Below are 26,928 nucleotides of genomic sequence, written 5' to 3'. Positions count from 1 at the left end.
AAAACGCCGCGAACAATAAAGTCCGCGGCGTTCATTGACCAGACCGTCAGTCGGTCAGGCTTAGGCTGCAGCCGCCACTCTGCGCGGCGACAGAACCGATACGACAAAACTCACGACGATATTGGCCACCAGCGCGATCAGGCCGATATAGACCGGGTAGACCGCGTCACCGAGATGCAGTGCATACACCGGCTTGAGCCCTTGAATGATCGCGAGGCTCGTGCCGATCACAATGCCGACCAGCCAGCCGAGGAACAGGCCCGTCGTATTCAAACGACGCGTGTACAGCGAGAACACGATAGCCGGGAAAATCTGCAGAATCCACACGCCGCCCAGCAGTTGCAGGTCGATCGCGTACTGCGTCGGCAGGAACACGATGAACAGCAGCGCACCGAACTTCACGACGAGCGAAACGATCTTCGCCGTGGAAGCCTCGCCTTCAGGCGAGATATTCGGCGAAACCAGCGGACGCCACAAGTTGCGCGTGAACAGATTAGCCGCGCCGATCGACATGATGGCCGCGGGCACCAGCGCGCTGATTGCGATCGCCGCCGCCGCAAAGCCGACGAACCACGACGGGAACAGCGTGTTGAAGAGCGCCGGCACCATGTCCGAAGCGGACTTCACATGCACGCCGGCTGCAATCGCCATATAGCCGAGCAACGCGATCAGACCCAGCAGCAGCGTGTACGCCGGCAGGAAGATCGCATTCTTGCGCACCGTATTCGCCGACGAGGACGACAGCACCGCCGTCATGGTATGCGGATACATGAAGGCCGCCAACGCCGAACCCAAAGCCAGCGACGCATACGCGGTGAATTGCGTCGGCTTCAGAATGATGCCGGTCGCGCCGCCCTTGGCCTTGAAATACGTATCGGCCGCGTCGAACACATGCGCGTAGCCGCCGAGCTTGGCCGGAATCAGCCACACCGCCGCGATCACGACGATGTAGATCATGATGTCCTTCACGAACGCGATCATTGCCGGCGCCCGCAGACCGCTCGCGTAGGTGTAGAGCGCGAGAATCACGAAGGCGACGATCAGCGGCATTTCGCCGGTCACGCCGAGCCCCTTGATCACGACCTGCATGCCCACCAGTTGCAACGCGATATACGGCATGGTCGCGACAATGCCGGTCAAGGCGACCGCTGCCGGGAACCACTTGCCGCCGTATTCGCCCTGCACGTAGTCCGCTGCCGTGATGTGGTTTTTCGCATGCGCGATCTTCCACAGTTTCGGCATTACCGCGAACACGAACGGATAGACGATGATCGTGTAAGGCAGCGCAAAGAAGCCATACGCGCCCACCGAATAGACCAGCGCGGGCACGGCGATCACCGTATAAGCGGTATAGAAGTCACCACCCACGAGGAACCACGAAATGACCGTGCCGAACTGGCGGCCACCGAGGCCCCATTCGTGCAACTGGGTCAGATCGCCCCGTTTCCAGCGCGCGGCAAAGAAGCCGATCACGGTGACGAGAACAAAGAACGCGATAAAGACGGTCATCGCAACCGGATTCACAGGATTCACTTCGCTCATTTGACACCTCGGTACACGATGTAAATCAGTAGCGAGGTCAACGGCACCCACAAGAACTGATACCAGTAGAAGAACGGAAAGCCCGCGAACGACGGACGCGTGTCGTTATAGAACGGCAGCCACAACAACGCGATATACGGGATCAGCAGGATCAGCCATAGCCATGAACGGCCGGCAGGTTGGGAGGTCTCCACAAACTTCTCCTAAGTCTATTATTGAAACCGCGCGCCACGGCTCGTGGTGTGGCACGCGGAAACCGGTTACCTGACAGTAGACGGCAAAACCGGATGTGCCCTTTGCGCCGCGCCATGCGCGCGGCGGCAGGCGTGAGCGCCCGCAAGGCGCATTACGCCGCGGGGATGTAGTATTCGCCTTCGTAAGCGTCCTCACAAGCGCGCAACTACGTAAGCCGGCTACGTAATAATACGTAGCCCGTCGGCTGTGTTTTCAACGATGAAACTCAAAGCAAAGATTGTCCTGCTGGCGATCGTGCCCTTTCTGGCCGCCATCGCCAGCATCGAACTCGGTGTGCGTCAGGAAGCCACAGCGCTTGCCGAGACGCAGCACGCGACCACGCAGGCTGCGTACATGGCGAGCAAGGAAGTCGAGCTCAAGCATTACGTCGAGCTCGCCACCACCGCGATCGCGCCGCTCTACAACGCCGGCCAGGACAATGCGCGCGACGACGCGATGCTGCGCACGCGCGCGCTGGAGATCCTGGAGAAAATGGACTTCGGCAAGGACGGCTACTTCTTCGTGTACGACATGCATGGCCGCTCGCTGATGCATCCGCGCGAGCCGGACCTCGTGGGGCGTGACCTGTGGGCGCTGCGCGACCCGCAAGGTACGCTGACGATCCAGCAACTGCTCGCCGCCGCTTCGCGCGGCGGCGGCTACGTGCGCTACCTGTGGCATCGTCCGTCGACCGGCAAGGTGGCGTCGAAACTCGGCTACGTGGTGCCGCTGGAGCGCTGGGGCTGGATGATCGGCACCGGTATCTATCTCGACGACGTGGATAGCACGCTCGCGCATATCGACGAAGGCGCGGCCGCCAACATCGATCGTACGATGAAATGGATCGACACGATCGCCGTGGCGGGACTCGCCGTGATCGCGCTGTGCGCGCTCGTGCTCAACGTCACCGAATATCGCAGCGCGGACGCCAAGCTGAAGCGGCTGGCGCAGCAGGTGGTGGAGTCGCAGGAAAACGAACGGGCGCGGCTCTCGCGTGAGCTGCACGACGGCATCAGCCAGATGATGGTTTCCGTCAAGCTGCTGCTCGAATCCGCGCTGGCGCGCTTCGAGCGCAGCGAAGTGCGCGTGCCCGCGGCCGAGGCCGCGCTCACGACCAGCCTCACGCGCCTCGGCGACACGCTGCGCGAAGTGCGGCGCATTTCCCACGCGCTGCGTCCGTCGATGCTGGACGACCTCGGCGCGGCCGCCGCGCTCGAGCAACTCACGCGCGAACTCAGCGAGCAGTCCGGTATCGAGATCGGCTTCACGCAGATCTCGCATACCCATGCCGCGGTTTTGCCGGACACGGTCAATACCGTCCTGTTCCGGATCGCGCAGGAAGCGCTGACGAATATCGTGCGGCACGCGCAGGCGTCGAGCGCGGCGTTAGCCCTGGAAGTGTCGAACGACGCCGTTACGCTCACCATTGCCGACAACGGACGCGGCTTCGACGTGGCGCACGCCTTCGTCGGCCGGCGCTCGGGCGTGGGCTTGCGCAACATGCGCGAACGGCTCGAAGCACTCGGCGGCACGTTGTCGCTCACCTCACAAGCCGGCCACACCCTCGTCACCGCGGGCGTGCCGCTGGGCTCGACCGAGCCGACATTGCCGGCCTTGCAGGAAACCTGACCATGAACGACACCTCACCCGCTATCGCCCGTCTGATTCTCGTCGACGACCATCCGCTCGTGCGCGACGGTCTGCGCGCGCGGCTCGAAGCGGTGCGCAATCTCGAAGTCGTCGGCGAAGCCGGCAATGCGCAGGAAGCGCTCGCGCTCGCCGCGAGCGCGGAGCCGCATCTCGTGCTGATGGATGTCGGCATGAACGGGATGAACGGCATCGTGCTGGCCGGTATGTTTCACGAGCGCTTTCCGGCGATTCGCGTTCTCATGCTGTCCATGCACGACAACCTCGAATACGTGACCCAGGCGGTGCGCGCGGGCGCAACTGGCTATGTACTCAAGGACTCGCCCGCCACCGAAATCATTCAGGCAATCGGCGCGGTGCTCGAAGGTAAGCAGTTCTTTAGTGCGGGACTGGGCGCGCGCCTGATTCAGGCTTCGGCAATGCAGGCGCCCGTCGAACGGCTCACGCCGCGCGAGCGCGATATTCTCGATGCGCTTGCGGAAGGTTTGTCGAGTAAGCAGATCGCTCAACGCACCGATCTCTCCGTGCGTACGGTGGAAACGCATCGGCTGAACCTGAAACGCAAACTCGATATTGAAGGCCAGGCGGAGTTGATCAAGTTCGCGGTCGAGAACCGGCGCACGAGCCGGTAAAGCCCTGACTGACGCAGGCCGGCGAAACACCGCACAATCAGCACCGCCTCCACTCGAAGCACGGCCGTCGTTCCGTCTGATCCACTCAACGCCCGACACCTGGAGCTGATGAGGATGAAACGCTCGATCCCACTGCGGCTGGCGAGCCTGCTGATCTGCTTCGCCACGAGTCATGCGCACGCCGAACCGGCCCGCCTCAATCGCGGTCACGACCCGTTCTTTCAGATCTCCAAAGCGATCGGCGACTGTCCGGTGCCATTGGGCCCGCTCGAAACCGCGCAGGAATGGCTCGACGACAGCCATTACCGGATCGAGCGCGGCAACAGCTGCTGGGTGGAAGGCCGCTGCCGTTTGTCGAATGCATATCTGTACGACGCGGAGATCGCCGACGCCGTGCAGCGGCGCCTCGCTAACATCAATTTCGCCACGCACTGGCGCGAACGATCGACGCTGTGGCTGACGCTGCAACGCCGCTTCATCTACGTGCAAGGATGCGTCGCGCCGGGTTTCGACAAGCAGGCCTTCCTCTCCGAACTCGCGAAAACCGCGGACGTCGAGCGCGTGATCGACGACACGACGAACGATCCGCACGCTGCACAGCTCCCCTACAAAACGCTTGCAGATCCGGACCGACCCGTGCTCGATCCCGGCAACTAACCACACACTGCGGCTGCCGATAGCCAAGCGCGCGTGATACCCGGTATCACGCTGCAACGCCTATATCGACAATCGAACATAGCAACGCAGAAATCAAACTTTGTCCGTTTCGACGTCATTGCTACCATCGGCGACCCGACATACCCGGTCAGCACAACAATGACAACACAACGATCGCAGCTCCCCTCTCTTCGTCTTGGCATGATCGGCGCCGCCGTGGCCAGCCTCGTCGTCCTCGCATCCTGCGGCGACGACAATCTTCCCGGCCCGACGCCCGCACCCGTTGTCGCGCAGAAACGACCGAACATTCTGTACATCATGGCCGACGACCTCGGCTATTCCGACATCCACGCGTTCGGCGGTGAAATCAACACGCCGAACCTCGACGCGCTGGTGCAATCGGGCCGCATCCTGACGAATCACCATACGGGCGCCGTCTGCGCGATCACGCGTTCCATGCTGATCTCGGGCACCGATCACCATCTGGTCGGCGAAGGCACCATGGGTGTGCCGACCGATGAGCGCAAAGGGCTGCCGGGTTACGAGGGCTATCTGAACGACCGCGCGCTCTCCGTTGCGCAATTGCTGAAGGACGGCGGGTATCACACGTACATGGCCGGCAAATGGCATATCGGTTCGGGCATTGTCGGCAGCACCACGGGCGGCGGACAGACGCCGGACCAATGGGGCTTCGAACACAGCTACGCGCTGCTCGGCGGCGCCGCGACCAATCACTTCGCGCATGAACCGGCGAACTCGCAGAACTACACCGAAGACGGCAAATACGTGCAGCCTGGCCAACCGGGACAACCGGGCGGCACGGGCGGCAGCCCCGCGGTGTTCTATTCGACCGACTTCTACACGCAGCGCCTGATCTCGTACATCGACTCGAACAAGGGCGACGGCAAACCGTTCTTCGCCTACGCGGCCTACACGTCGCCGCACTGGCCGCTGCAGGTGCCCGAGCCTTATCTGCACAATTACGCCGGCAAATACGACGCCGGTTACGACGCGATCCGCAATGCACGCATTGCGCGACAAAAAGCGCTCGGCATCATTCCGAACGACTTCGTGCCGTATGGCGGCGCATCGGAAACGCTCGTCGCCACCGCGGCCACCGCGAACAACGGCACGGTCAACGCGAAATACGTGAGCGCCGTGCATAGCGCCGCGCAAGGTTATACCGACTACGGCCCGGGCACCGTGAACAAGACGTGGGCAAGCCTCTCGCCCGCCGAGAAGAAAGCTCAGGCCCGTTATATGGAAATTTACGCGGGCATGGTCGAAAACCTCGACCACAACATCGGCCTGCTGATCCAGCATCTGAAGGATATCGGCGAGTACGACAACACGTTCATCATGTTCCAGTCGGATAACGGCGCGGAAGGCTGGCCGATCGACTCCGGCGCCGACCCGACCGCGACCGACACCGCCAACGCCGCCGACCCGATCTATTCGGCACTCGGCACCGACAACGGCAAGCAGAACGCGCAACGTCTGCAATACGGTTTGCGCTGGGCCGAAGTGAGCGCCACGCCGTTCCGGCTGACCAAGGGTTATTCGGGCGAAGGCGGCGTATCCACGCCGTTGATCGTGCATCTGCCGGGTCAGACCGCCCAGAAGCCGACACTGCGCGACTTCACGCACGTGACTGACAACACCGCGACCTTCCTCGCCGTTGCACAAGTGTCGCCGCCCACGCAGGCCGCGCCGCCGCTCATCAATACGCTGACCGGCGTCGACCAGAACAAGGGCAAGGTGGTCTACAACAATCGCTACGTGTATCCGGTGACCGGGCAATCGCTGCTGCCGCTGCTGAACGATCAGGCCACGAGCGCGGTGCACACCGCTTCGTTCGGCGACGAAGCGTATGGCCGCGGTTATCTGCGCAGCGCCGACGGCCGCTGGAAAGCATTGTGGACCGAACCGCCCCTCGGCCCCGTGGACGGCCACTGGCAACTGTTCGATATGAGCGCCGACCGTGGCGAAACGCAGGACGTGTCGACGCAGAATCCTTCGGTCATCGACGGTCTCGTGCAGCAGTGGAACAACTATATGAGCAGCGTCGGCGGCGTCGAACCCTTGCGTCCGCGCGGTTACTACTGAGCGCGCAATGACCGTTCGATTCAAGCAGAAAAGACGCGCGGCGCTTTATGGCGCCTACGCGGCGATCGCCACGGTTGCGTTCGCCGCCGCTTTCACCGCCGCGACGGCCGCTTCGGCGGTTTTTAGCGGCGGCAAACAAAGCGCGTTCGACAACCTCAACGCGGCGCGCCCGTTGGCCGCGCTCGGCTCCGAGCAGCAATGCAAGCGCTACGCAGGCCTGCCGTCACGGTGGCGCGACGATCCGAAAGCCGGCATGGTGCATCTGCATGGCGGCGACTTCGTATTCGGCAGCAAGCTCGGTTACGAAGACGAGCGTCCCGCCGGCGACGGCAGGACGCGTGTCGCCGGTTTCTGGATCGACCAGACCGACGTGACGAATGCGCAGTTCGCGGCCTTCGTCAAAGCCACGGGCTATGTCAGCGACTCCGAGCGTCAAGGCGGCGCCGTGGTCTTTCACATCCCGACTCGCGACGAAATGAACGCACGCGATCTCGCCTGGTGGACGTGGGTGAAAGGCGCCGCGTGGAATCATCCGACAGGACCGGGCAGCACGCTCGCAGGCCGCATGAACCAGCCGGTGACAATGGTCACGCAGGCCGACGCGCTGGCCTACGCTCGCTGGCTCGGCCGCGATCTGCCGACCGAAGCCGAGTGGGAATACGCGGGCAAAGCGGGCCGCGAAGGTGCGGACCTCGACACGGCGCCACGCGACGAACACGGCAAACCGAGCGCGAATTACTGGCAAGGCGTATTTCCCGTACTCAATACGAACGAGGACGGTCATGTCGGTCTTGCCCCTGTCGGCTGCTATGCCGCCAACGATTTCAAGCTCTACGACATGATCGGCAATGCATGGGAATGGACCAAGGACGTTTATAGCGGTCCGCACCAATCCCATACCAACGGCGATACCGCGGCGGTCGCGCCGCTCAGCCGCAAACATGATACGCCGATGGTCATCAAAGGCGGCTCGTTCCTGTGCTCGCGCGACTATTGCGTGCGCTATCGGGCAGCGTCGCGCGAACAGCAGGAAGCAGACTTGCCGGCGTCACATATCGGTTTTCGCACGGTGTTGAGGGACGCGTCATGAGGCCGCGGCTATTTGCAACGGTCATGCTGCTGGTGGCTGCTTCGTTGGTTCAGCACGTACAGGCTGCCGCGTCGCAAGTCATCAAGGTCGGTGTCAGCCGAGGTGCGCACGCTGAGATCATGGACGAAGTACGCCGTGTCGCGACCGGCCGCGGACTCACGCTCGACGTGGTCGTATTCGACCAGCCCGAGCGCATTGACGCCGCGCTCGCCGCGAAGCAGATTGATGTGGCGAGTTTCGAAGACGAGCCGCGCTTCGACGCAGAGCGCAAACAGCACGGCTATGCGCTGACCAGTGTCGCCACCACCGTGACGTTTCCCGTCGCCCTGTATTCGCGCAAACTGACGAACCTCGGCCAATTGCAACGAGCTGCGACGATTGCCATTCCCGACGACCGGGAAGGCACCGCGCGCGCGTTGATCCTGCTGCAGAACTTCACGCTGCTGACGTTCAGGGACAACGCCGGTCTGCACGCGACGCTCGCCGACATCACGAGCAACCGGCTCAATCTGCGGATCCGCCAGGTGCCGCGCGCGCGTCTGTTCGACACATTGAACAGCGTAGCCTTTGCCGTAATCGATAGCGATGACGCGGCTCGCGCGGGCCTTTACCCGGCGCGCGACAGTCTCGGCCTCGAAGATGCCCGCTCGCCCTACGCCAACGTGTTGACAGTTCGCGAAGCCGATCGCACGAAGCCTTGGGTCGCGCAACTGGTGGCGGCTTACCATTCAAACGACGTCGCGCATTTCATTCTGACGCGCTATCAGGATTCGGTGCGCCGGCCGTGGTGAACGCCTTCTCGTTCGCGTGCACGGCGTGTGGCAAATGTTGCAACAGTCCGCCTGCCATGTCGTTGCCCGAATTGTTCCGGCATCGCGACCGGTTCATCGGTTGCATTGCGATTGGCCGTGTGCCGCGCAGGCACATGGGCGAACGCATACGTGTCGGCCAGCACGAAGCCGTACTCGACGAAGCGGATAGCGCCGCCTTCGAGTCGATTGCGGGTACGCTGCTTCATCGCGCCGGCGACACGTTCAGCATCATGACGCAGGGCTACGATTACCCGTCTCTGGCACGTTGCCCCGCGCTCGCAGAAGATGGACGCTGCGCCATTCATCTGAACGGCAAGCCGCTCATGTGCGAAGTGGTGCCGCTCGATCCGCTCGTGCCGGACAGGCTCCAACATCTGGTTCTCGCCGGGCGCAATCAAAGCGCCTCGTATATTGGCGCCGATTGTATTCAGGAGGGTGAGCGCGCGGACGCGACATTGATGGTCGCCCAAGGCGAGATAAAAGACGCAAAGGCGAGAGACGCTCTGGCACGCCGCCGCCGTGATCTCGAAAGAGAACATGAAGTATGGGGTCGTGCCGTATTCGAATCGCTGCGCAAAGACCTGTTCGAGTCGCCTGCCGCGTTGGCGCGTATTCCGCCGGGCGGCTTTCTGACGATCTCCATTGTGCCGGCGCTGTTGGCCGTGGCAGGCATTTCCGCGCGTTGCCGACAGCTATGCCTCGACTATATCGACAGCCAGCTCGCGCTGATCGACCGCAGTATTGAGCAAGCGCTCTCGCGCCGCCGCCTGGAGGATCGCCCGGGGACGCAGGAATTGCGTGGATTCGCTCAGGCCTATCAACGCGCGAAAGCGCTTCTTGCCGCACCGCTTCCCATACCACTTCCCGCTGTCGAGCCGGAGATCGGCACGCCCTCTTCCCTATCGAACACCGAAGCCTATCTCTCTGGCGCGGATCATTGACCAGAAGATTCGTCAGAGCTGCGTATCCAGCAGCGGCACGAACTTCTCGATCAGCTTTTCAGTGAGCGGGCGATGCATCCATGCTTCGAGCGTGACCTGCTGCGACTTCTTGATGTCGTCGGCGAAAACGGCTGTTTGCTGCTTCGCGAAGTCGCGGTCATAGATGTTCAGATTCGCTTCGTCGTTGAGCTTGAATGAACGGTTATCGAAATTGGTCGAGCCGACCGACACCAGGAATTCGTCCACGACCAGCAATTTGCAGTGAAACATGGTCGGCTGATACTCGAACATTTCCACACCCGCTTTGAGCAGATCGCCCCAGCATGCACGCGACGCTTCACGCACCGTGTGCGTATCGATCCGGTTTCCCGGCATGATGATCTGCACTTTCACGCCGCGTTTCGCCGCCTCGACAATCGCGTTGATGGTCAGCTTGTCGGGCACGAAATAGGCGCTCGCCAGATGAATGGAGTGCGTGGCCGCCGTGATCGCCATCAGATACATCAATTGCATATCGTCGCTGCCGCCCGAGGGCGAACTGCTGAACATATGCGCGAGGCCGTCGCCCATTGGCTCGATGTCGGGAAAATATGCGGGACCGTGGAGCACGTTGCCGGTTGCCTTGACCCAGTTGTCCATGAACACGGCTTGCATGTGGCCGACCACCGGACCCGCTACGCGAAAATGCGTATCGCGCCAATGCTTCTCATCTTGCGCATGGCCGGTCCATTCCGACGCAATACCCACACCACCCGTGAATCCGATACGCCCGTCAATGATCAGCAGTTTGCGGTGCGTGCGATCGTTCATGCGGCCAAGTCCGGTCCAATGGGGCTTGTGATACTGAATCACCTCCGCGCCGGCATCGCGAAGCAGATTCAGATAGCGCTTGTCCATTTTCGATGACCCAACCCAGTCGAGCAATACATGCACCGCGACGCCGTCGCGCGCCTTATCCGCGAGCGCCTGCGCAATCTGCTCGCCGATCTCGCCGGACCAGTAAATGAAGGTTTCAAACGTGATGGTTCGACGCGCGGAACGGATGGCTTCCAGCATCGAAGGAAAGATGTGGTCGCCGTTGAGCAGCATCTCGAAGCGATTGCCCGAGAGCACCGGCGGCCCGAGCAATAAACCCATTGAACGCAGAAACTGTGGATCGTCGCTCGCATAGAGACGTTCGATCTTATGCTCGATCTTCTTCTCGCCACTCGATAAATTGGCAATCACCAATATGATCAGAAGCGTGACTAACGCGGTAATGGGAATTGCCAGCATGCGTGTGGCCTCGATGCTAATCGGCGGGACGCGTTGCATGCGCGTCCTGCGGTTTGACAGAAAACCGGACCTCGGCCCGGCCTTTACGCCACACGCAGGACGCATTGCGCGTGCCCGTTGCAGGCCCGCGCCTTGCTACTCGACCTGACTACCTGACGAGCGAGAACGCTTCCCGGCTGGCGATTTCGCCTGCGCCATAAACACCGACCACGGTATAGTCCGACGCCACGCATTCAAACGTGGACTCATTGAAGGTAATGACAAAATGGCGCTTTGCGGCTCCCGTCGATGCAACCGCAGCAAGCTCGGCGACAACTTCCGCGACAAGCGACGAATTGGTGACTTCGTGAACCGAGTAACCGATCAGACCTTGCGGGGCGAGCGGATGAATCTCGAGATCGACGTCGCCGGGCGGGCCGAGACGGTGAAATATCGTGTCAGGAAATAGCACCGTGCAGAAAGGATCGTCGTCGGCGTCGAATGGTCCGAGCCGCTCAAAGTCGGATTCCGCAATCGGATAAGAGAGAATAACCCGGCGGGCACTGGCGACAATGAACGGTTCGGCGGCATCTTCCGCCGGATGAGGAACGCCGTCCAGCAGGACGACCTGGTCTTCCTGCTGGGGTGATTCGAGCGTACTGGTCATCTACTTCACAACTCCGTTGCGCTTATGCGCTGGCTGGTGCGGGTGAGGCTTGCGGTGCCGCAGCGGCACTCGTCGCACTCGTCGCGACGGCTTTGCTTTTAGCCGCGACCTTGCGGACCGGTGCTTTCCTTGCGGCCTTGGTGGCGGCGCTCTTCTTTGCGGCCGGCTTTGCCGCGCCTTTCTTGGCCGCTACTTTCTTTGCCGCTACTTTCCCGGCTGCCGAAGTAGCTTTCTTCGCAACCGTCTTTTTGGCCGTTGCCGCTTTCTTTGCCACCACCTTTCGGGCTGCGGCTTTCTTGCTCACTACGCCTCCAGCCGCCGCCGACTTCACTTTGCCCGCTTTCTTTGCAGCCTGGTAGCCAACATCAGCCGCTGCCGCCGAGGCGCTCTCGATCAGGAACTTCGTACGGTCCTTGACTGTGGCGAGCCATGCCGGAGCCGGGCCACGGCCACTCCAGGTAGCACCTGTTTTAGGATTGATGTACTTGGGCGGCTGCGCGCCTTTCGGCTGACCTTTGCTGCCTTTCGCATGGGTGACAGCCGCCTTTGCCGCCGACTTCAGTTCGCTCGCGCCTTCGATCAGGAACTGAGTGCGGTCTTTCACGCTGGCAATCCAGCCCGGTGCGCGGCCATGGCCCGTCCATGTCGCACCGGTTTTATGATCCCGATACTTGGCGATTGCCTTACCGGCGCTGGCGCCTTTCGCTTTGCCACTACCAGCATGACCGTTCAAACCTCCGGCGGCACGTCTTGCCTTCGCACGGGCTTCGATATCCTCAGTAGTCAGGCCATGCTTGAGCATCAGGTCGCGAATCTGGTCGACCGCAACTTGCGCTTTTCTGGCAATAAGGGCGTCAGCTTGTGCCTGAAGCTTTTTAAGCTTTGCCTGGATTTGCTCTAACGTGGGCATTTAATTGCTCCTTATGTGGTAATCGATCGAACTATGCCACGAATGACGTGAGAAAGGCAGATCGGCGTGGCTATATATACACGAGCCTGAGTCGATTGGGCATGCGGGGGAGTACGAACTTTTTCGGTTCATTACGCCATTGCCACACTTTTCCTGTCTTTTCGTCTGCCACTCCCCCCTTCTCTTCTACTGCGATTGCATCTCGGCCGGGCCGGCAAAAGCGTCCTGTCTGGTTGATTTCCCGCCGTGCATCTCGCCACTGGCCGCTTCTACTATAGGCAAGCATTTGAAGATTCAAAGAGCGGCAGTACTTTTTTTGTCATTCAAGCCCGTTTGCTCACCTGCCGTCCGTAATCCCGCGTTACCAATCTCGCAGCGCTGTTTCACCTGTGTCCGGACCGGCCTTCTACACTCCAAACCGTACTCAGCAACAAAGCTCTCGGTACTTCGTAAGGGCAAGACCTGAGGCAATCGGATGCATCGCACTTCGATACGCAAGGAGAAAGCAGATGAACAAGAAGATCATGGGCGCGGTATTGGGTCTGGCAGTGCTGGCGGCATCGTCGGCGGCCTCGGCACATGTGGATGTGGCCGTCGGGGTCGGCATTCCAGTCGGCGTGGTTGCCGCGCAACCCGTCTATGTCGCGCGAGATCCGGCTCCGGTTCCGGTTGTTTATGGCGGTTATGGCGACTGGCGCGCACGCGAGTGGCGCGAGCGTCGTGAATGGCGGGAACACGAATGGCGGCGCGAGCATTGGCGCGAACACGAGTGGCGTGAACGCCACTGGGACGGGTATTGAAATGACGCCGAAAGGCGCCAGCTTGGAACCACTCAATAGGACGGTACTTTTCAGATGAAAGCGGGTTACATCAAATTCGCCCTCGTGGCGGCGGCACTCACTTCGGCAGCGGTCGGCACGGCAAACGCGGCCGGCTGCATGAAGGGAGCACTCGTAGGCGGGGTGGCGGGACACTATGCCGGCCACCATGCGGTGGCCGGCGCGGTCGGCGGCTGCCTGGTCGGTCGGCACGTGGCCAAAAAACATGCGGAAGAACAGGCCGCGCAACGTCAGCAAGCCAGAGTGGAATAACCCAGGTCCGACGCGCGGCTCTCTTTCAGGCGATCCGCAGTCCGTGCGTCGGCAGAACTTCCTGGGTAGTCACGAAGCGGTGCTGCTTGACCGCGTCGTGAAATAACCGGTAATCACTTTTCTCGAAGGCATCCGACCATACGGGTTTGTCTCCGGTGTCGTCGTCGAACATTAGACCGGTGGCCAGGTACTTCCAGGAGCCTGGTCCTTTGGCCACATATTCCGGGATCGACTCTTTCAAACCCGGAATACCGCCGGCCTTCACGACCCGGCAAATGTGCCGCAAGCGCTCGTCGTCGTCCTCGTGGCGATTGGTATCGAGCAGATTCGTGAGCACTTCCCTGATATTGTCCGGCAACCCGGCCTCGTTCTCGAAATCTTGCCGACCCGTCAGATAGGCGCGCACCGCGCGGCACGCCATCTCGGCCGCCTGCACGAACTCCGGCAAGTTGTGCCGCTGGACAAACTCGTTTCTACCGTCGATGTAATGCCATTTCGCCCACGGCTGGTCAGGATAGTGCAACGCGGCGCCATGACCGACCGGTAGCGCGACAGTCAGAATATCCTCCTCCAGGTGCTCGAGCAGATGCTCGCTGGCGAGTCTGAGCTGGGCGAGCCAGCCTTTGCGCGTGCAGTCTTGCGCCTCCAGCAGGTGAACGCGATTCCACGGACTTTCGATACCGGCGAACCCTTGATGCGCCCATGTATCGACGTAAGTGTGAAGTGTCACGCCCAGCCGATGCAATCCGGTCTCGGTGTCCCGCCGCAGAATCGCCCGCCGCACCACCTCGCGCGCCACGGGGCTATCCGGCCGGCACACGGCCTTTTCGTGGAGGGTCGAGCCTTCAGCCGCGGGCAGAAAATGAAAGGGCGTCCACACGAGGCGGTTCTTGTCGTCCTCCGTGGTCGCATAGTCGAATAACTTGTGCGCGGTGGCAAAGCGTTCGAATGTCTCCCCGCCTTTGAAACGCAGTATGCCCGCTGTGGTCGCATCGTCGACGTATTGGCAGGCATGCGCTACGGTGAGCGCGTCGCCGGGCGGCATTCCGGCCACGCGGGCGGCGATATAGACCACACCGTAGTGGAAGTCGATATTCATGGCTGGCGCTCCTGACGCGCGGCGAATGACGACGGGATCTTTCCTGACTGCGCGCGAGGTGGGCGTTGCGGCGGCGCGTGAGTAGATAGTAGACGACCGGGCGCAATGAAACTTTAAAAAACTCGCGCAATCCTGCTTCATGGCCGGACAGTGCCGTGCCACTAAATAGACTTGTGACAATCAGGCGCTGCATTTTCTCGTATTTGTTATTTGCAGGGTCTGACGGCTCGGTTATGCTCTGTGCCATTGGGAACATTCGTAATGCGAAAGGCACGCCGGGCCGTATCACGCTCGGGTCCAAAGCTTCGGGCCACTACACGTTAACTCAAAGGACAAGTCCTGTGAAACTCGAGAATTGGAAAGAAGGCGCAAGTCCGGAGCGCCGCAAGCTGATACGCAGCAAGATTCACGTCTTACTGGCCACGATCGGCACATTGGCATCCGTGGTTGGGATCTGCGTGGCCATTAACGGCGGATTGGAATTCAATCGCACCAAAGTTTTCATCGGAGTCGGTATTACCGTCGTGTCCACGATCGTATATATCTCGATGCTTTTCGCGCCGTCCGAGTGAAAGCCGGGCGTCTCCTGCCGCGCACAGGTGCGGCCGTCGGCTCGACGCTTATGACAGGTGGGTGACTTTCAGGCGGCTATTCCACCGCGAATTCAAGTACTCGAGCGCCAGTCGCCTGTGACAGTGGTGGGGTAAATGTTCACTGCAAAGCAGGCAAGCCGAGCGGAATAGATCGACATCCAGATTGTTTTCCACCCGGCGCTTTGCAATCAGCTCCACGTAAGCGGCCGCCAAATCGTCCCACGTCAGCTCTTTGGCCTTGTAGCGCTTGAACAAGTCGGGCTCTGGAGCCAGTTCTGGCATTTCCCGGTAAGCGGCGCCGCACAATCTGTCGAGAAAGAAAGGCAGGTCCTGTTTCTTTGCGAAGCCGGCCAATTGCGACGTATTGCTCAGGCGGATGTCGAGCACCGTGCGCACCTCTGCGTTTTTCAGCAAATCGAAAAATTCCTGCGCGGTTTTGCCGGTGAAACCGATCGTGGTCACGGGCACCGCATTGTTTTCGCGTTTCATCACAGGGCACCTGGCAGTGGGCATACGCAGTGGGCAAACGCAGTGCCCCGAGCAAGAAAAAGCCCCGCTGCGGTATCCGGAGCGAGGCTCAGTCTCGGTTCACGTCGTGTGCTTATTTGACGATACCGACCAGTTCGACCTCGAACGTCAGGTCGCTGTTCGGCGGAATCACGCCAACGCCACGATCGCCGTATGCAGTCGCTGCCGGGCAGGTCAGTTTGGCCTTTTCGCCCACTTTCATTTTCTGCACGCCTTGCGTCCAGCACGGAATCACACGGTTCAGCGGGAACGTGGCTGGGCCGCCATGTTTCGCCGAGCTATCGAACTCGGTACCGTTGGCCAGCGTGCCGCGGTAGTTGACCTTGACGACATCTTCGGCGGCAGGCTGCGCGCCGGTGCCTTGGCTCAGATGTTCAACCACGACGCCGGAAGGCAATTTTTCGGTGGTGGGCGCGGCGGCCATCGCCGTTGAAGACAGAAGAGCTGCTGCGACCAATGCAACGATAGATTTCAAAGCGAGTCTCCAGATGGGTAGTGCGCCTCATTGTAACGGATCGCATCTGCCGCACCAGCACGACCACCGCGCGGCTGATCGGCGAAAGGCGTCTTCGTCGATTAGTCGCGTATCGCCGCAGCGGCGATCAGCCAAAGCCTCGCCATTTGCACAAGGGCGGAACGGCGCGTAACTGAGAAGATTCTATTGTGAACCACCAGCCCGGTTCGGCGGTCCACACACTAAATCCCATTCGAGCCGTTTGCCAACACGCGATTCAATGCTAAAGAGCGCTTCCGATGACCGAGCCGGCTGATTCCGACGAAAGCGCGATCCCGCCCCCTCCCACTCCACCTGAGCGGCGCCGCGCTCCCCGGCCGCGCCGGATTCCGCGCAGCCGCGAACAACAGGCGCGGCTCGACGCGCGCGAGCCGGTGTTCGAGCCGTTACCTTTTGCCATCGACGAAACCGCCGCGCGCCGTCCCTTCGCCGACAAACTCACCGCCTGGTTCGAGGCGCGCCGCTGGCAGCCATTCGAGTTTCAACGCGAGGTCTGGCAGGAAATCGGCCGCGGTGCGAGCGGTTTGCTGCACGCCACCACCGGTGCAGGTAAAACCTGGGCTGTCTGGTTCGGCGCGCTGGCCGCCTTCGCCGCGTCCCCAAGCACTCGCAGCCGCGCGCCCCGCACGCAGCCAGAACCGCTCACCGTGTTATGGATTACGCCAATGCGCGCGCTCGCCGCGGACACCGCGCGCGCCTTGCAAAGTTCGGCGGCGGAACTGGCCGTGCCGTGGAGCGTCGGGCTGCGCACAGGCGATACGTCGTCTGCCGAACGCGCGCGACAGAATCGGCGCATGCCGTCCGCACTGGTCACGACGCCGGAAAGCCTTTCGCTCATCCTCACGCGCCCCGATGCACGCGACGTGCTGGCGCACGTGCGGCTGGTAATCGTCGACGAATGGCATGAGTTGCTCGGCAACAAGCGCGGCACGCAGACGCAACTTGCGCTTGCGCGTCTCGCCCATTGGCGGCCTGAATTGCAGGTATGGGGCTTGTCGGCGACGCTCGGCAATCTGCCCTTCGCCGCCGATGTCTTGCTCGCGCCCGTGAAAACACCCCGCGCCAGTGTGCATGGCGCGCTGCCTAAAGCGCTGATCGTCGATACCGTCATTCCCGAGACCATCGAGCGCTTTCCGTGGGGCGGCCACGTGGGCATGCGCCAGGTCGGCGCCGTTGCCGAGGCGATCGGCGAAGCCCGAACCTCGCTCGTGTTCACCAACACACGCTCGCAATGCGAGGTGTGGTATCAGGCGCTGCTCGAAGCACGGCCGGAGTGGGCGGGCCTGATCGCGCTGCATCACGGCTCGCTCGATCAGGAAGTGCGTGAATGGGTCGAACATGGCCTCAAGAGCGGTCAGCTAAAAGTGGTTGTGTGTACATCGAGCCTCGATCTGGGCGTCGATTTTCTGCCGGTGGAGCGCGTGTTCCAGATCGGCTCGCCCAAGGGTGTCGCGCGCTTGATGCAGCGTGCGGGCCGGTCGGGTCACGCGCCGGGACGTCCTTCCCGGGTGACAATCGTGCCGACGCATGCGCTCGAACTCGTCGAAGCCGCCGCCGCGCGCGAGGCCGTCGAGAAGCGTCAGATAGAAGGTCGCGAGACGCCTGAGAAACCGTTCGACGTACTCGTGCAGCACCTCGTCACCGTGGCGATCGGCGGTGGATTCGACGCACGCGAACTGTACGGCGAAATTCGCAGCACCTACGCCTACCGGCAATTGACGCAGGCTGAGTTCGACTGGGCTCTCGGCTTCGTGGAAGGCGGTGGCACGGCGTTGCGCGCCTATCCCGACTACCATCGCGTGGTGCGCGAACGCGATGGGCTGTACCGCGTGCCGCGCGAGGATCTGGTGCGAAGGCATCGCAACAACATCGGCACGATCGTCGCGAATGGCACCTTGAATGTCGCCTATCTCTCGGGCGGCCGGATCGGCGCGATCGAGGAATCGTTTATTTCACGGCTTAAGCCCGGCGATATTTTCACCTTTGGCGGACGCGCACTCGAATTGATTCGCGTACAGGATATGACCGCATGGGTTCGGCGCGCCACGTCATCGCGCGGAGCCATGCCGCAATGGGCGGGCAGTCGCATGCCGCTTTCCTCCGAACTCGCCGACGCCACGCTCACGATGCTCGCGCGCGCCGCCGGCGGCATCTACGACGAACCCGAAATGCGCGCCGTGCGGCCGCTGCTCGAATTGCAGCAAAAGTGGTCGGCATTGCCCGAGCCGGGTGTACTGGTGGTGGAGTTGGTGAAATCGCGCGAAGGACATCATTTCTTTTGCTATCCGTTTGCGGGGCGAACGGCGCACATCGGATTGGGCGCATTGCTCGCATGGCGCATTGCTCGTGAAAATCCGGGTACGTTTTCCATTTCGATGAACGACTACGGCTTCGAGCTGTTGTCCGCGCAACCATTCGATTGGGCGGAGAAACTCGAAAACGGTCTGCTCTCGCCTGATGATCTGGATCACGACATTCTTGCGAGTCTCAATTCTTCGGAACTCTCCATGCGCCGCTTTCGCGAGATTGCGCGCGTGTCGGGACTCGTGTTTCAGGGCCACCCCGGGCAGCAGAAAAGCGCGCGGCAGTTGCAGGCGTCGAGTGGGCTCTTCTATGAAATCTTTCGCAGTCACGATCGCGGCAATCTGCTGCTCAACCAGGCCGACGACGAAGTGCTCCTGCAGGAACTCGACGCCCGGCGCATTCGAACCGCGCTCGAACGCATGAACGCGAGCCGCGTGGTCATCACGCGCCCGAAAAAGCCAACGCCGTTTGCATTTCCGTTGATTGTCGGACGCTTGCGGGAAAAGGTCAGCACGGAGAAGCTCGCGGACCGCGTGGAGCGGATGCTGGCCGAACTCGAGAAGGCGGCCCGCACATGAAGCCGGCTTCAATGGCGGTGGAAATCGCCGGGCATTCTCTCGTGCTGTCGAGCTTGCGCGCGGCTTTTGATCCGGCGCTGCGGTGTCTCTTCGTCGCCGATGCGCATTTCGGCAAGGACGCCGTGTTTCGCGCACGCGGCATTCCTGTGCCGATTGGTTCGACCGCCGACAATCTGATGCGCCTGGATATTCTGATTGCCGAGTTCGAGCCGGCCACGCTCGTGTTTCTCGGCGATCTGCTGCATGCGCGCGAGGCGCATGCCCGGGAAACGCTCGAAGCATTGCACGGCTGGCGCGCGCGGCATGCCGGGCTGAGGGTGGTGCTGGTCGAGGGGAATCACGACCGGCACGCCGGTGCGCTGCCGGCGACGCTCGGCGTCGAGTATGTTCAGGAGCCTTGGCGAATCGGGCCGTGGGCGTTGTGTCATCACCCGCAGAAAGTCGAAGGTGCGTATGCGCTCGCGGGGCATGTGCATCCGGTGTACAGGATTGCGACTCGCCGCGATTCAGTGCGGGTTCCGTGTTTCCGGTTCGGGGTGGAGTGTGGTGTGTTGCCTGCGTTCGGGAGCTTTACGGGCGGAACGCGTGAAGATGGGCGCGTGGCCGGGGAGAAGGTTTTTCTGGTGGTGCAGGAGAGGCTGATCGAAGTGGTGCGATGAATTTTTGGGTTCGGGTTTCTTGAGCGGGTGGCTCGTGGAAGGTGCGGGTTGGAGCGAGCGGACGGGGGTTGTTCGTTCGCTCGCTCCGCGTGGTGCCGGATGGAGGCCGGACGCCCGGCCCCCATCCGATTAGCGAATGCAGCGCCGTTAGTGGCTGCCGCCGTTGCCGCCGCCGTGGCCTCCTCCTCCTCCGCCGTAGCCACCGCCATGGCCTGAGCCGAAGCCGCCGCCGTGGCCCGAGCCGAAGCCGCCGCCGAAGCCGCCGCCGTGGCCTTGGCCTCCGTTGCCGGAGCCCGGGCCGTTTCCGCCTTTGCCACCGTCGCCGTGGCCGCCGTCTCCGTGACCGCCGTTGCCGGAGCCGCCTGCGCCAGGGCCGCTTCCGCCGTGGCCACCGTCGCCGTGGCCGCCGTCTCCGTGACCACCGTTGCCGGGGCCGCCCGCGCCAGGGCCGCTTCCGCCTTTGCCACCGTCGCCGTGGCCACCGTCTCCGTGACCACCGTTGCCGGAGCCGCCTGCACCGGGGCCGCTTCCGCCTTTGCCACCGTCGCCGTGGCCGCCGTCTCCGTGACCACCGTTGCCGGAGCCGCCTGCGCCAGGGCCGTTTCCGCCTTTGCCCCCGTCTCCGTGGCCGCCGTCTCCGTGGCCGCCGTTGCCGGAGCCGCCTGCGCCGGGGCCGTTTCCGCCATGGCCGCCGTCGCCGTGACCACCGTTGCCGGAGCCACCTGCGCCAGGGCCGCTTCCGCCGTGGCCGCCGTCTCCATGGCCGCCATCTCCATGGCCACCGTTGCCGGAGCCGCCTGCGCCAGGACCGCTTCCGCCTTTGCCACCATCACCGTGGCCGCCGTCTCCGTGACCACCATTGCCGGAGCCGCCTGCGCCGGGGCCGTTTCCGCCTTTGCCACCATCGCCGTGGCCGCCGTCTCCATGGCCACCGTTGCCGGAACCGCCCGCGCCGGGGCCGCTTCCGCCTTTGCCACCATCGCCGTGGCCGCCGACTCCATGGCCGCCATCGCCATGGCCACCGTCACCATGGCCACCGTCTCCATGGCCGCCATCGCCATGACCACCGTCACCATGGCCGCTATCGCCGTGACCACCATCACCATGGCCACCATCACCATGGCCGCCATTGCCATGACCACCGTCACCATGGCCGCCATCGCCATGACCGCCATCGCCATGACCACCGTCACCATGGCCGCCATCGCCATGACCACCGTCACCATGGCCGCCATCGCCATGACCAGCGTCACCATGGCCGCCATCGCCGTGGCCACCGTCACCATGGCCACCGGTGCCGCCACCATTTCCGCCGTCACCGCCTGTGCCGGTTCCGCCGCTTCCCGTTCCACCGCTACCGGCTCCTCCGCCACCAGTTCCACCACTGCCAGTTCCGCCACTACCGGTCCCACCACTGCCAGTTCCGCCGCTTCCCGTCCCACCACTGCCAGTTCCGCCGCTACCGGTCCCACCACTGCCAGTTCCGCCACTACCGGTCCCACCACCGCCAGTTCCGCCGCTACCAGTTCCACCACTCCCGGTTCCACCACTCCCGGTTCCACCACTCCCGGTTCCGCCGCTACCCGTCCCACCGCTACCAGTCCCACCGCTCCCGGTTCCCCCGCTACCCGTCCCACCACTATTAGTCCCGCCTCCCGATCCCGCGCCGCCCTTCCCACCGCTGCCGCTACCCGTACTCCCAGCACCAAGCCCCGCCGCGCCGGAGTTAGTCCCGCCATTCCCGCCGCTCGCCGCATTGCCACCATTCCCGCCGCCATTGCCCGCAGCCGCAGCCCCTCCCGACGAGTTCCCATTTCCGCCGCCTTGCAAGCCCGCAGCCGATAGCGATCCGAACCCTTCCGCAGCTGCGGCGATTCCAATTCCGCCAGAGGTTACGAGGTCAGCGCTTTCCTCCTTGCAACCAAGTGTGTCGAACGACGAACAATCAATCGGCAACGCTTGCGCAATCATGATCTTCCCCGGCCCGGCCGACGGTGCCGCAGTCACCGCCTGATTCGTCTGCGCACCCGCCATCGCCGCATACAAACTCACGGCAACTGCAAATACAGCCCGGCGCGTCCCCAACGCCAGCACGTCCCCGTTTTGCTTTTTCATTTCATTCTCCTAACTATATCTCTTGAAAGACCGGCCTGGATAACGAGTGAATCTCTGTTCACTGTTAAAAATGAAACTTCAAAACCCACTCGCCATTACCTCGCGTCACGCTGAAACCGCATGACGTCCGGCATTTCTCTCGCGGAAAACCCCGGTCCGATTCAACGTGTTTCGAGAAAAACGATTGGCTGTGTACGCACTGATTTTCAAATGACACAGCTGGGTCTGATGGACGTTGAAGTTATGCGGAGCACTGTTCAGTCACCGTGCGCTAGACCACGCAATGCGACATCCACGGCGCATTTGCGATTAATTGCGTGTCCGGATTGTCAAAGATCGTCAATTACCGCTATTTATTAAGGCCCGGGAAATCATGCCATCCGATACGCACTCCCAACTATTATTATCACCAGCGTTGACATACTCACAGGACGAATTAAACCGACACGATCGTTGCCCTCAGAACGCCGAGAAGAAATGCTATGTGAGTCCCCGAACTTCCCCGAACATAAAAGAGCGACTGTCGAGGTGGGTGTGAGGGCAATCACACAGACAACACACCCCGTGTTTTTTAATCGGCGGAACGGCTGCCTGGCGATTCAGCGAGGCACTAAAAACATCAGATTAAAAACCGTGCCCCTGGTCGCAAACCGCCAAGAGAACGAAATGCCAGCTCATCGCGATGAGTGCCAATCCAGAAAGTGTCGCTGCGCAACCACCACGCCACCGCATAACCAACACTTCCTGGCAGCATCTTTTTCCGAAGCATTTCCACCATCCACGGGATCGAACCGAGCATCATCGCCGGCGGCTCCCGCGGATGCCTGTCGCGCGAGCCCTCGCGGACAATCGGTAAGAAACGCGGGTTTACCTTTGTTTGACTTCAGGGGGCAGGCTCGTTTACTGGACGCAAAACAACCTTTCAGGACACTTCCGATTTGCTCTCGGCAGCTGAATAGTGTTCTGCGAGCGTCTTCCACTATCTCAGGAGATGAGCCATGGTTAATGTGTCCAGCAGCGCCGTCGACGAATTGAAAACCGCCATCCGGGGCCAGGTGCTGCTGCCCGGCGACCCGAACTTCGATCAGGCGCGCAGCATCTGGAATGCGATGATCGACCGGCATCCGGCAATCATCTTGCGTTGCGCAGGCGTAGCCGACGTTCGCCAGGGCGTGGCCTTCGCGCGCGACAACGGCCTGCCGCTCGCGATTCGCGGCGGCGGCCACAACATTGGCGGCAGCGCATTGTGCGACGACGGTGTAGTGCTCGACCTGACGCAGATGAAATCGGTGCGCATCGATCCCGCGGCACGGCGCGCGTCTGTTGAACCGGGCGCGACGCTGCACGATTTCGACCATGAAGCGCAGGCGTTCGGGCTCGCCACTCCGCTCGGAATCAACTCGACCACCGGCGTCGCGGGCCTGACGCTCGGCGGCGGTTTCGGCTGGCTGAGCCGCAGATATGGCATGACGGTGGACAATCTGGTTTCGGCCGACGTCGTGACCGCAGAGGGCGAATTCCTCACTGCGAGCGCCGCTTCGCATGAAGATCTGTTCTGGGCCATTCGCGGCGGCGGCGGCAATTTCGGCGTCGTCACGCGGTTCGAGTTCGCGCTGCATCCGGTTGGACCGCTGGTCTACGGCGGCCTTGTCGTCCTGCCGCTCGCTCAGGCGCGGGACGCCCTGCTCAAGTACCGCGCGGCGAACGCCGCCATGCCGGAGGAACTGAGCGTGTGGGCCGTGCTGCGGCTCGCGCCGCCGCTGCCGTTTCTGCCGCCCGAAGTGCACGGCAAGCCGGTGATCGTGTTCGCGATGTGCTACAACGGCCCCGTCGAAAACGGGCCATCCGTGGTGGAATCGGTCCGCGCATTCGGAACGCCGCTCGGCGAACATCTCGGCCCGATGCCGTATGTCGCGTGGCAACAGGCGTTCGACCCGCTGCTCACGCCGGGCGCGCGCAACTACTGGAAATCGCACAACCTCGGCGAGATTCAGGACGGGCTCATCGACGCGCTGCTCGGCGCGATCGACAACCTGCCGTCGCCGCAATGCGAGATTTTCTTCGGACAGATCGGCGCGCAGACCCAGCGCGTGCCTGTCGAAGCCACCGCCTATTCGAGCCGCGACACGCTGTACGCGATGAACGTGCACGGCCGCTGGGACGATGCGAGCGACGACGAGCGCTGCATCGGCTGGGCTCGCGCGTTCTTCGACGCGGCGGCGCCGTTTGCGCTGGGCAGCGTCTACGTCAATTTCATGACGCAGGAAGAAGGCGGCCGCGTCGCCGAGGCGTACGGAGCGAACTACGAACGGCTGGTGACTGTAAAAAACCGCTACGATCCGCGCAACCTGTTCCGCTGCAATCAGAACATCCGGCCATCGGCGTAGTCATAGCAGCACGGGGAAACGGCGCGCGAATCGCGTGCCGTTTCCCCGTGCGTGCGGGTCCGGCACGCCGCGCCTGCTAAAACACGGGGGCAGGCACGCTAAATGCTGGTTAGCAACCGACGCACGGCACGCCCTGCGTCACGATACGACCACTCGACTGGAAACGAGAACGCAGCCTCCATAACGTAAATAACGCATAAGGAAAACAATCATGCGCAGACGACAATTCATCATGACGACCAGCGCCGCTCTTGCCTCGGCGGGCCTTGGCCTCGCCGGCTGCACGACGACGTCGCCGTCCTCGAGCGCATCGCCTGCCGCCAACGCCGGCAAGCGCGACACCATCAACGCGGGGATCGATTCGACGCTTTCGCGTTTGTACGCCAACGTTACCGGTTCGCGCGAACTGGTGGCAAAAGCGCGTGGTGTGCTGGTGTTCCCGTCCGTGATCTCGGCAGGCTTCTGGGTTGGCGGCCAATACGGCGAAGGCGCGCTGCGCGTGGCAGGCCGCACGGCCGGCTATTACAGCACCGCTGCGGGCTCGTTCGGTTTGCAGATCGGCGCGCAGTCCAAGGCGCTCGTGTTCCTGTTCATGACGCAAGAGGCGCTCGACAAATTCCTCGGCAGCCAGGGCTGGGCCGCCGGCGCGGACGCAACGGTTGCCGTGCTGAAGGTTGGCGCGAACGGCGCGGTCGACACGTCGACCGCCACCAGCCCGGTCGAAGCCTTTGTCCTGACGAACGGCGGCTTGATGGCCGGCGTATCGCTCGAAGGCACCAAAGTCTCGCGCCTGATGATTTAAGCGCGCGGCCCAATCGCCACGCAGCCGTCTCGCCGGCTGCGTGGCGTTTTTCTTTGGGCTCGATGCGCGACCACCCCTGCGCGCCACCGCCACCTCACCGCGCCCCTCACCGGTGAGTTTGACTGCCCTGCTGTAAAATCCAGCCTTTTCGCCATCTTGCCCGGCCATTGCCGCGCTTCAGGCCGAGACATTCACCTGTCCGAATTCGCGCGTTTCGCGTCTACGCACGCCGTTTGCCCGGACTCCCTCCCCGCTGAAGATGAACACCGCTCGTCCCACTCACGGCCGGCTGGCCGCGCTGCCCGATATCAAAAGCAATGTCCTCGCAGGACTGACCTCGTCTTTCGCGCTGGTGCCGGAATGCATCGCCTTCGCGCTGGTCGCCCACCTCAATCCCTTGATGGGTCTGTACGGCGCGTTCTTCATCTGCACCATCACGGCCCTGTTCGGCGGACGGCCCGGCATGATTTCCGGTGCCGCCGGTTCGATGGCGGTAGTGATCGTGGCGCTCGTCGTGCAACACGGTGCGCAATATCTGCTCGCCACCGTGATCCTCAGCGGCATCCTGATGGTGCTGTTCGGCGCGCTGCGGCTCGGCAAACTGATCCGCATGGTGCCGCATCCGGTCATGCTCGGTTTCGTCAACGGGCTCGCGATCGTCATCGCGACCGCGCAGCTCGCGCATTTCAGGCAAAGCACGCCAGAAGGCGAACAATGGCTGCACGGCAGCGCGTTGCTGATGATGAGCGGACTCGTCGCGCTGACCATGGCGATCGTCTATCTGCTGCCGCGGCTCACGCGTGCGGCGCCGCCTGCTTTGGTGGCGATCGTCGGCGTCGGCCTGTTCACGCAGTTGCTGCACCTGCCCACGCGCACGCTCGGCGACATGGCGCATATTGCGGGCGGCCTGCCGCTTTCGCGCATGCCGGAGGTCCCGCTGAATCTTGAGACACTGCATGTGGTGCTGCCCTACGCGGTGCTGATGGCGATCGTCGGTCTGCTGGAAACGCTGCTCACGTTCAATCTGACCGACGAGATCACCGAAACGCGCGGCCAGCCGAACCGTGAATGCCTCGCGCTCGGCGCCGCGAATATCGCCTCGGGTCTGTTCGGCGGCATGGGCGGCTGCGCGATGATCGGCCAGACGATGATCAATCTCAATTCGGGCGGCCGTTCGCGTCTGTCGGGGATCGTCAGCGGCGTGATGATCCTGATGTACATCCTGTTCCTGTCGCCGTTGATCGAGCGCATTCCGCTGGCGGCGCTGGTCGGCGTGATGTTCGTGGTGGCGCAGCAGACTTTCGCATGGGGCTCGCTGCGGGTGCTGGGCAAGGTGCCGCGCAACGACGCGCTGGTGATCGTGGCGGTCACCATCATCACCGTGTTTTCCGATCTGGCGATCGCCGTGCTGTGCGGCATCGTGATCGCCGCGCTCAATTTCGCGTGGCAGCACGCCCGCGAAATTCATGCGCATGTCGAAGATCGCGCCGGCGACAAGATCTACACGCCGCGCGGCACGCTGTTTTTCGCGTCGACCGCCCGTTTTCATGAGCTGTTCGACCCGCTGCAAGATCCCGAGCGCGTCACAGTGGACTGCCGCGATCTGCTGCTGGCCGACCATTCCGCGCTCGCGGCGCTGCAAGGCCTCGTCGAGCGCTATCGAAAAGCCGGCAAACAATTGCGCATGAAGAATCTGTCCGAGCGCAACCAGCGTCTGCTGAGCCGCGCCGGTATCGCATTGGCGTGACGACGTGCCCGCCTCGCCC

General features: G+C 62.5%; 25 protein-coding genes. 16 read left to right on the top strand and 9 right to left on the bottom strand.

Annotation, left to right across the window (positions count from 1 at the left end; translation table 11 throughout):
- Positions 1 to 60 precede the first annotated feature (60 nt).
- Both mctP and P0D70_RS15510 read right to left on the bottom strand, forming a co-directional pair.
- A complete protein-coding gene (gene mctP / locus P0D70_RS15515) occupies positions 61 to 1,542 on the bottom strand; it encodes a monocarboxylate uptake permease MctP (RefSeq protein WP_408185150.1) in 1,482 nt (493 codons plus the stop codon).
- A complete protein-coding gene (locus P0D70_RS15510) occupies positions 1,539 to 1,736 on the bottom strand; it encodes a DUF3311 domain-containing protein (protein WP_091807142.1) in 198 nt (65 codons plus the stop codon). The genes mctP and P0D70_RS15510 overlap by 4 nt, the downstream gene beginning before the upstream one ends.
- Positions 1,737 to 1,995: 259 nt before the next feature.
- Here P0D70_RS15510 and P0D70_RS15505 point away from each other — a divergent pair, with 259 nt between their 5' ends.
- From P0D70_RS15505 to P0D70_RS15475, 7 genes are all read left to right on the top strand, one after another.
- Complete coding sequence (locus P0D70_RS15505; RefSeq protein ID WP_408185149.1) at positions 1,996 to 3,405, top strand: cache domain-containing protein; 1,410 nt, start codon at positions 1,996 to 1,998, stop codon at positions 3,403 to 3,405.
- 2 nt (positions 3,406 to 3,407) lie between these two features.
- Positions 3,408 to 4,055 (top strand): response regulator, encoded by a 648-nt coding sequence (locus tag P0D70_RS15500; RefSeq protein ID WP_408185148.1) that lies wholly within the window; start codon positions 3,408 to 3,410, stop codon positions 4,053 to 4,055.
- A gap of 114 nt (positions 4,056 to 4,169) precedes the next feature.
- A complete protein-coding gene (locus P0D70_RS15495) occupies positions 4,170 to 4,712 on the top strand; it encodes a hypothetical protein (protein WP_408185147.1) in 543 nt (180 codons plus the stop codon).
- 159 nt (positions 4,713 to 4,871) lie between these two features.
- Positions 4,872 to 6,818: an arylsulfatase gene (locus P0D70_RS15490; protein ID WP_408185146.1), complete on the top strand. Its 1,947-nt coding sequence runs from the start codon at positions 4,872 to 4,874 to the stop codon at positions 6,816 to 6,818.
- A 7-nt stretch (positions 6,819 to 6,825) separates the two neighbouring features.
- Positions 6,826 to 7,908, top strand: coding sequence for a formylglycine-generating enzyme family protein (locus tag P0D70_RS15485; protein WP_408185145.1), 1,083 nt, complete (start codon positions 6,826 to 6,828; stop codon positions 7,906 to 7,908).
- On the top strand, positions 7,905 to 8,699 hold the full coding sequence (locus P0D70_RS15480) for a MetQ/NlpA family lipoprotein (protein WP_408185144.1): 795 nt from the start codon (positions 7,905 to 7,907) through the stop codon (positions 8,697 to 8,699). Before P0D70_RS15485 ends, P0D70_RS15480 begins: the two co-directional genes overlap by 4 nt.
- Positions 8,700 to 8,755: 56 nt before the next feature.
- Positions 8,756 to 9,661: a hypothetical protein gene (locus P0D70_RS15475; protein WP_408185143.1), complete on the top strand. Its 906-nt coding sequence runs from the start codon at positions 8,756 to 8,758 to the stop codon at positions 9,659 to 9,661.
- Positions 9,662 to 9,673: 12 nt separating this feature from the next.
- Here P0D70_RS15475 and cls read toward each other — a convergent pair whose 3' ends face one another.
- From cls to P0D70_RS15460, 3 genes are all read right to left on the bottom strand, one after another.
- Positions 9,674 to 10,936 carry a cardiolipin synthase gene (gene cls, locus P0D70_RS15470; protein ID WP_408185142.1) on the bottom strand — a complete coding sequence of 421 codons (1,263 nt, stop codon included), beginning with the start codon at positions 10,934 to 10,936 and terminating at the stop codon, positions 9,674 to 9,676.
- A 148-nt stretch (positions 10,937 to 11,084) separates the two neighbouring features.
- Positions 11,085 to 11,582 (bottom strand): hypothetical protein, encoded by a 498-nt coding sequence (locus P0D70_RS15465; protein ID WP_408185141.1) that lies wholly within the window; start codon positions 11,580 to 11,582, stop codon positions 11,085 to 11,087.
- Positions 11,583 to 11,604: 22 nt separating this feature from the next.
- Positions 11,605 to 12,492, bottom strand: coding sequence for an H-NS histone family protein (locus tag P0D70_RS15460; protein WP_408185140.1), 888 nt, complete (start codon positions 12,490 to 12,492; stop codon positions 11,605 to 11,607).
- A gap of 509 nt (positions 12,493 to 13,001) precedes the next feature.
- On the opposite strand from P0D70_RS15460, the gene P0D70_RS15455 reads away from it, so the two are divergent.
- Together P0D70_RS15455 and P0D70_RS15450 are read left to right on the top strand one after the other, a co-directional pair.
- On the top strand, positions 13,002 to 13,292 hold the full coding sequence (locus P0D70_RS15455; RefSeq protein ID WP_091807115.1) for a hypothetical protein: 291 nt from the start codon (positions 13,002 to 13,004) through the stop codon (positions 13,290 to 13,292).
- Positions 13,293 to 13,346: 54 nt separating this feature from the next.
- Complete coding sequence (locus tag P0D70_RS15450) at positions 13,347 to 13,583, top strand: hypothetical protein (RefSeq protein ID WP_408185139.1); 237 nt, start codon at positions 13,347 to 13,349, stop codon at positions 13,581 to 13,583.
- A gap of 25 nt (positions 13,584 to 13,608) precedes the next feature.
- Here the strand turns inward: P0D70_RS15450 and P0D70_RS15445 are convergent, their stop codons facing one another.
- Positions 13,609 to 14,682 carry a DUF6765 family protein gene (locus P0D70_RS15445; protein WP_091807111.1) on the bottom strand — a complete coding sequence of 358 codons (1,074 nt, stop codon included), beginning with the start codon at positions 14,680 to 14,682 and terminating at the stop codon, positions 13,609 to 13,611.
- Between the two features lie 341 nt (positions 14,683 to 15,023).
- Between P0D70_RS15445 and P0D70_RS15440 the strand changes: the two genes are divergently transcribed.
- Positions 15,024 to 15,254, top strand: coding sequence for a hypothetical protein (locus P0D70_RS15440; RefSeq protein ID WP_091807109.1), 231 nt, complete (start codon positions 15,024 to 15,026; stop codon positions 15,252 to 15,254).
- A gap of 48 nt (positions 15,255 to 15,302) precedes the next feature.
- Here the strand turns inward: P0D70_RS15440 and P0D70_RS15435 are convergent, their stop codons facing one another.
- Positions 15,303 to 15,764 (bottom strand): DUF488 domain-containing protein, encoded by a 462-nt coding sequence (locus P0D70_RS15435; protein WP_408185138.1) that lies wholly within the window; start codon positions 15,762 to 15,764, stop codon positions 15,303 to 15,305.
- Positions 15,765 to 15,876: 112 nt separating this feature from the next.
- Positions 15,877 to 16,278, bottom strand: a complete 402-nt coding sequence (locus P0D70_RS15430; RefSeq protein ID WP_408185137.1) for an FKBP-type peptidyl-prolyl cis-trans isomerase — start codon at positions 16,276 to 16,278, stop codon at positions 15,877 to 15,879.
- A gap of 278 nt (positions 16,279 to 16,556) precedes the next feature.
- On the opposite strand from P0D70_RS15430, the gene P0D70_RS15425 reads away from it, so the two are divergent.
- The 3 genes from P0D70_RS15425 to P0D70_RS15415 all read left to right on the top strand — a co-directional run bounded on the left by P0D70_RS15425 (position 16,557) and on the right by P0D70_RS15415 (position 21,703).
- Entirely contained in the window at positions 16,557 to 19,199 is a 2,643-nt protein-coding gene (locus P0D70_RS15425) for a ligase-associated DNA damage response DEXH box helicase (protein ID WP_408185136.1), read from the top strand.
- Positions 19,196 to 19,858, top strand: coding sequence for a ligase-associated DNA damage response endonuclease PdeM (gene pdeM / locus P0D70_RS15420; protein ID WP_408185135.1), 663 nt, complete (start codon positions 19,196 to 19,198; stop codon positions 19,856 to 19,858). The genes P0D70_RS15425 and pdeM overlap by 4 nt, the downstream gene beginning before the upstream one ends.
- A 231-nt stretch (positions 19,859 to 20,089) precedes the next feature.
- The gene (locus P0D70_RS15415) at positions 20,090 to 21,703 is read left to right on the top strand and encodes a hypothetical protein (RefSeq protein ID WP_408185134.1); all 1,614 of its coding nucleotides are present in this window, start codon (positions 20,090 to 20,092) and stop codon (positions 21,701 to 21,703) included.
- A gap of 889 nt (positions 21,704 to 22,592) precedes the next feature.
- Here the strand turns inward: P0D70_RS15415 and P0D70_RS15410 are convergent.
- Positions 22,593 to 22,775: a hypothetical protein gene (locus P0D70_RS15410; protein WP_408185133.1), complete on the bottom strand. Its 183-nt coding sequence runs from the start codon at positions 22,773 to 22,775 to the stop codon at positions 22,593 to 22,595.
- Between the two features lie 196 nt (positions 22,776 to 22,971).
- Between P0D70_RS15410 and P0D70_RS15405 the strand changes: the two genes are divergently transcribed.
- The 3 genes from P0D70_RS15405 to P0D70_RS15395 all read left to right on the top strand — a co-directional run bounded on the left by P0D70_RS15405 (position 22,972) and on the right by P0D70_RS15395 (position 26,909).
- Positions 22,972 to 24,360, top strand: coding sequence for an FAD-binding oxidoreductase (locus P0D70_RS15405; protein WP_408185132.1), 1,389 nt, complete (start codon positions 22,972 to 22,974; stop codon positions 24,358 to 24,360).
- 211 nt (positions 24,361 to 24,571) lie between these two features.
- Positions 24,572 to 25,162 carry a BPSL1445 family SYLF domain-containing lipoprotein gene (locus P0D70_RS15400; RefSeq protein ID WP_091807092.1) on the top strand — a complete coding sequence of 197 codons (591 nt, stop codon included), beginning with the start codon at positions 24,572 to 24,574 and terminating at the stop codon, positions 25,160 to 25,162.
- Between the two features lie 259 nt (positions 25,163 to 25,421).
- The gene (locus P0D70_RS15395) at positions 25,422 to 26,909 is read left to right on the top strand and encodes a SulP family inorganic anion transporter (protein ID WP_408185131.1); all 1,488 of its coding nucleotides are present in this window, start codon (positions 25,422 to 25,424) and stop codon (positions 26,907 to 26,909) included.
- The last annotated feature ends 19 nt before the right edge of the window (positions 26,910 to 26,928 follow it).

The sequence above is a fragment of the Paraburkholderia sp. RL17-381-BIF-C genome, assembly GCF_046026435.1.
Taxonomy (GTDB): domain Bacteria; phylum Pseudomonadota; class Gammaproteobacteria; order Burkholderiales; family Burkholderiaceae; genus Paraburkholderia.
This window is presented reverse-complemented; position numbering and strand designations above follow the sequence as displayed.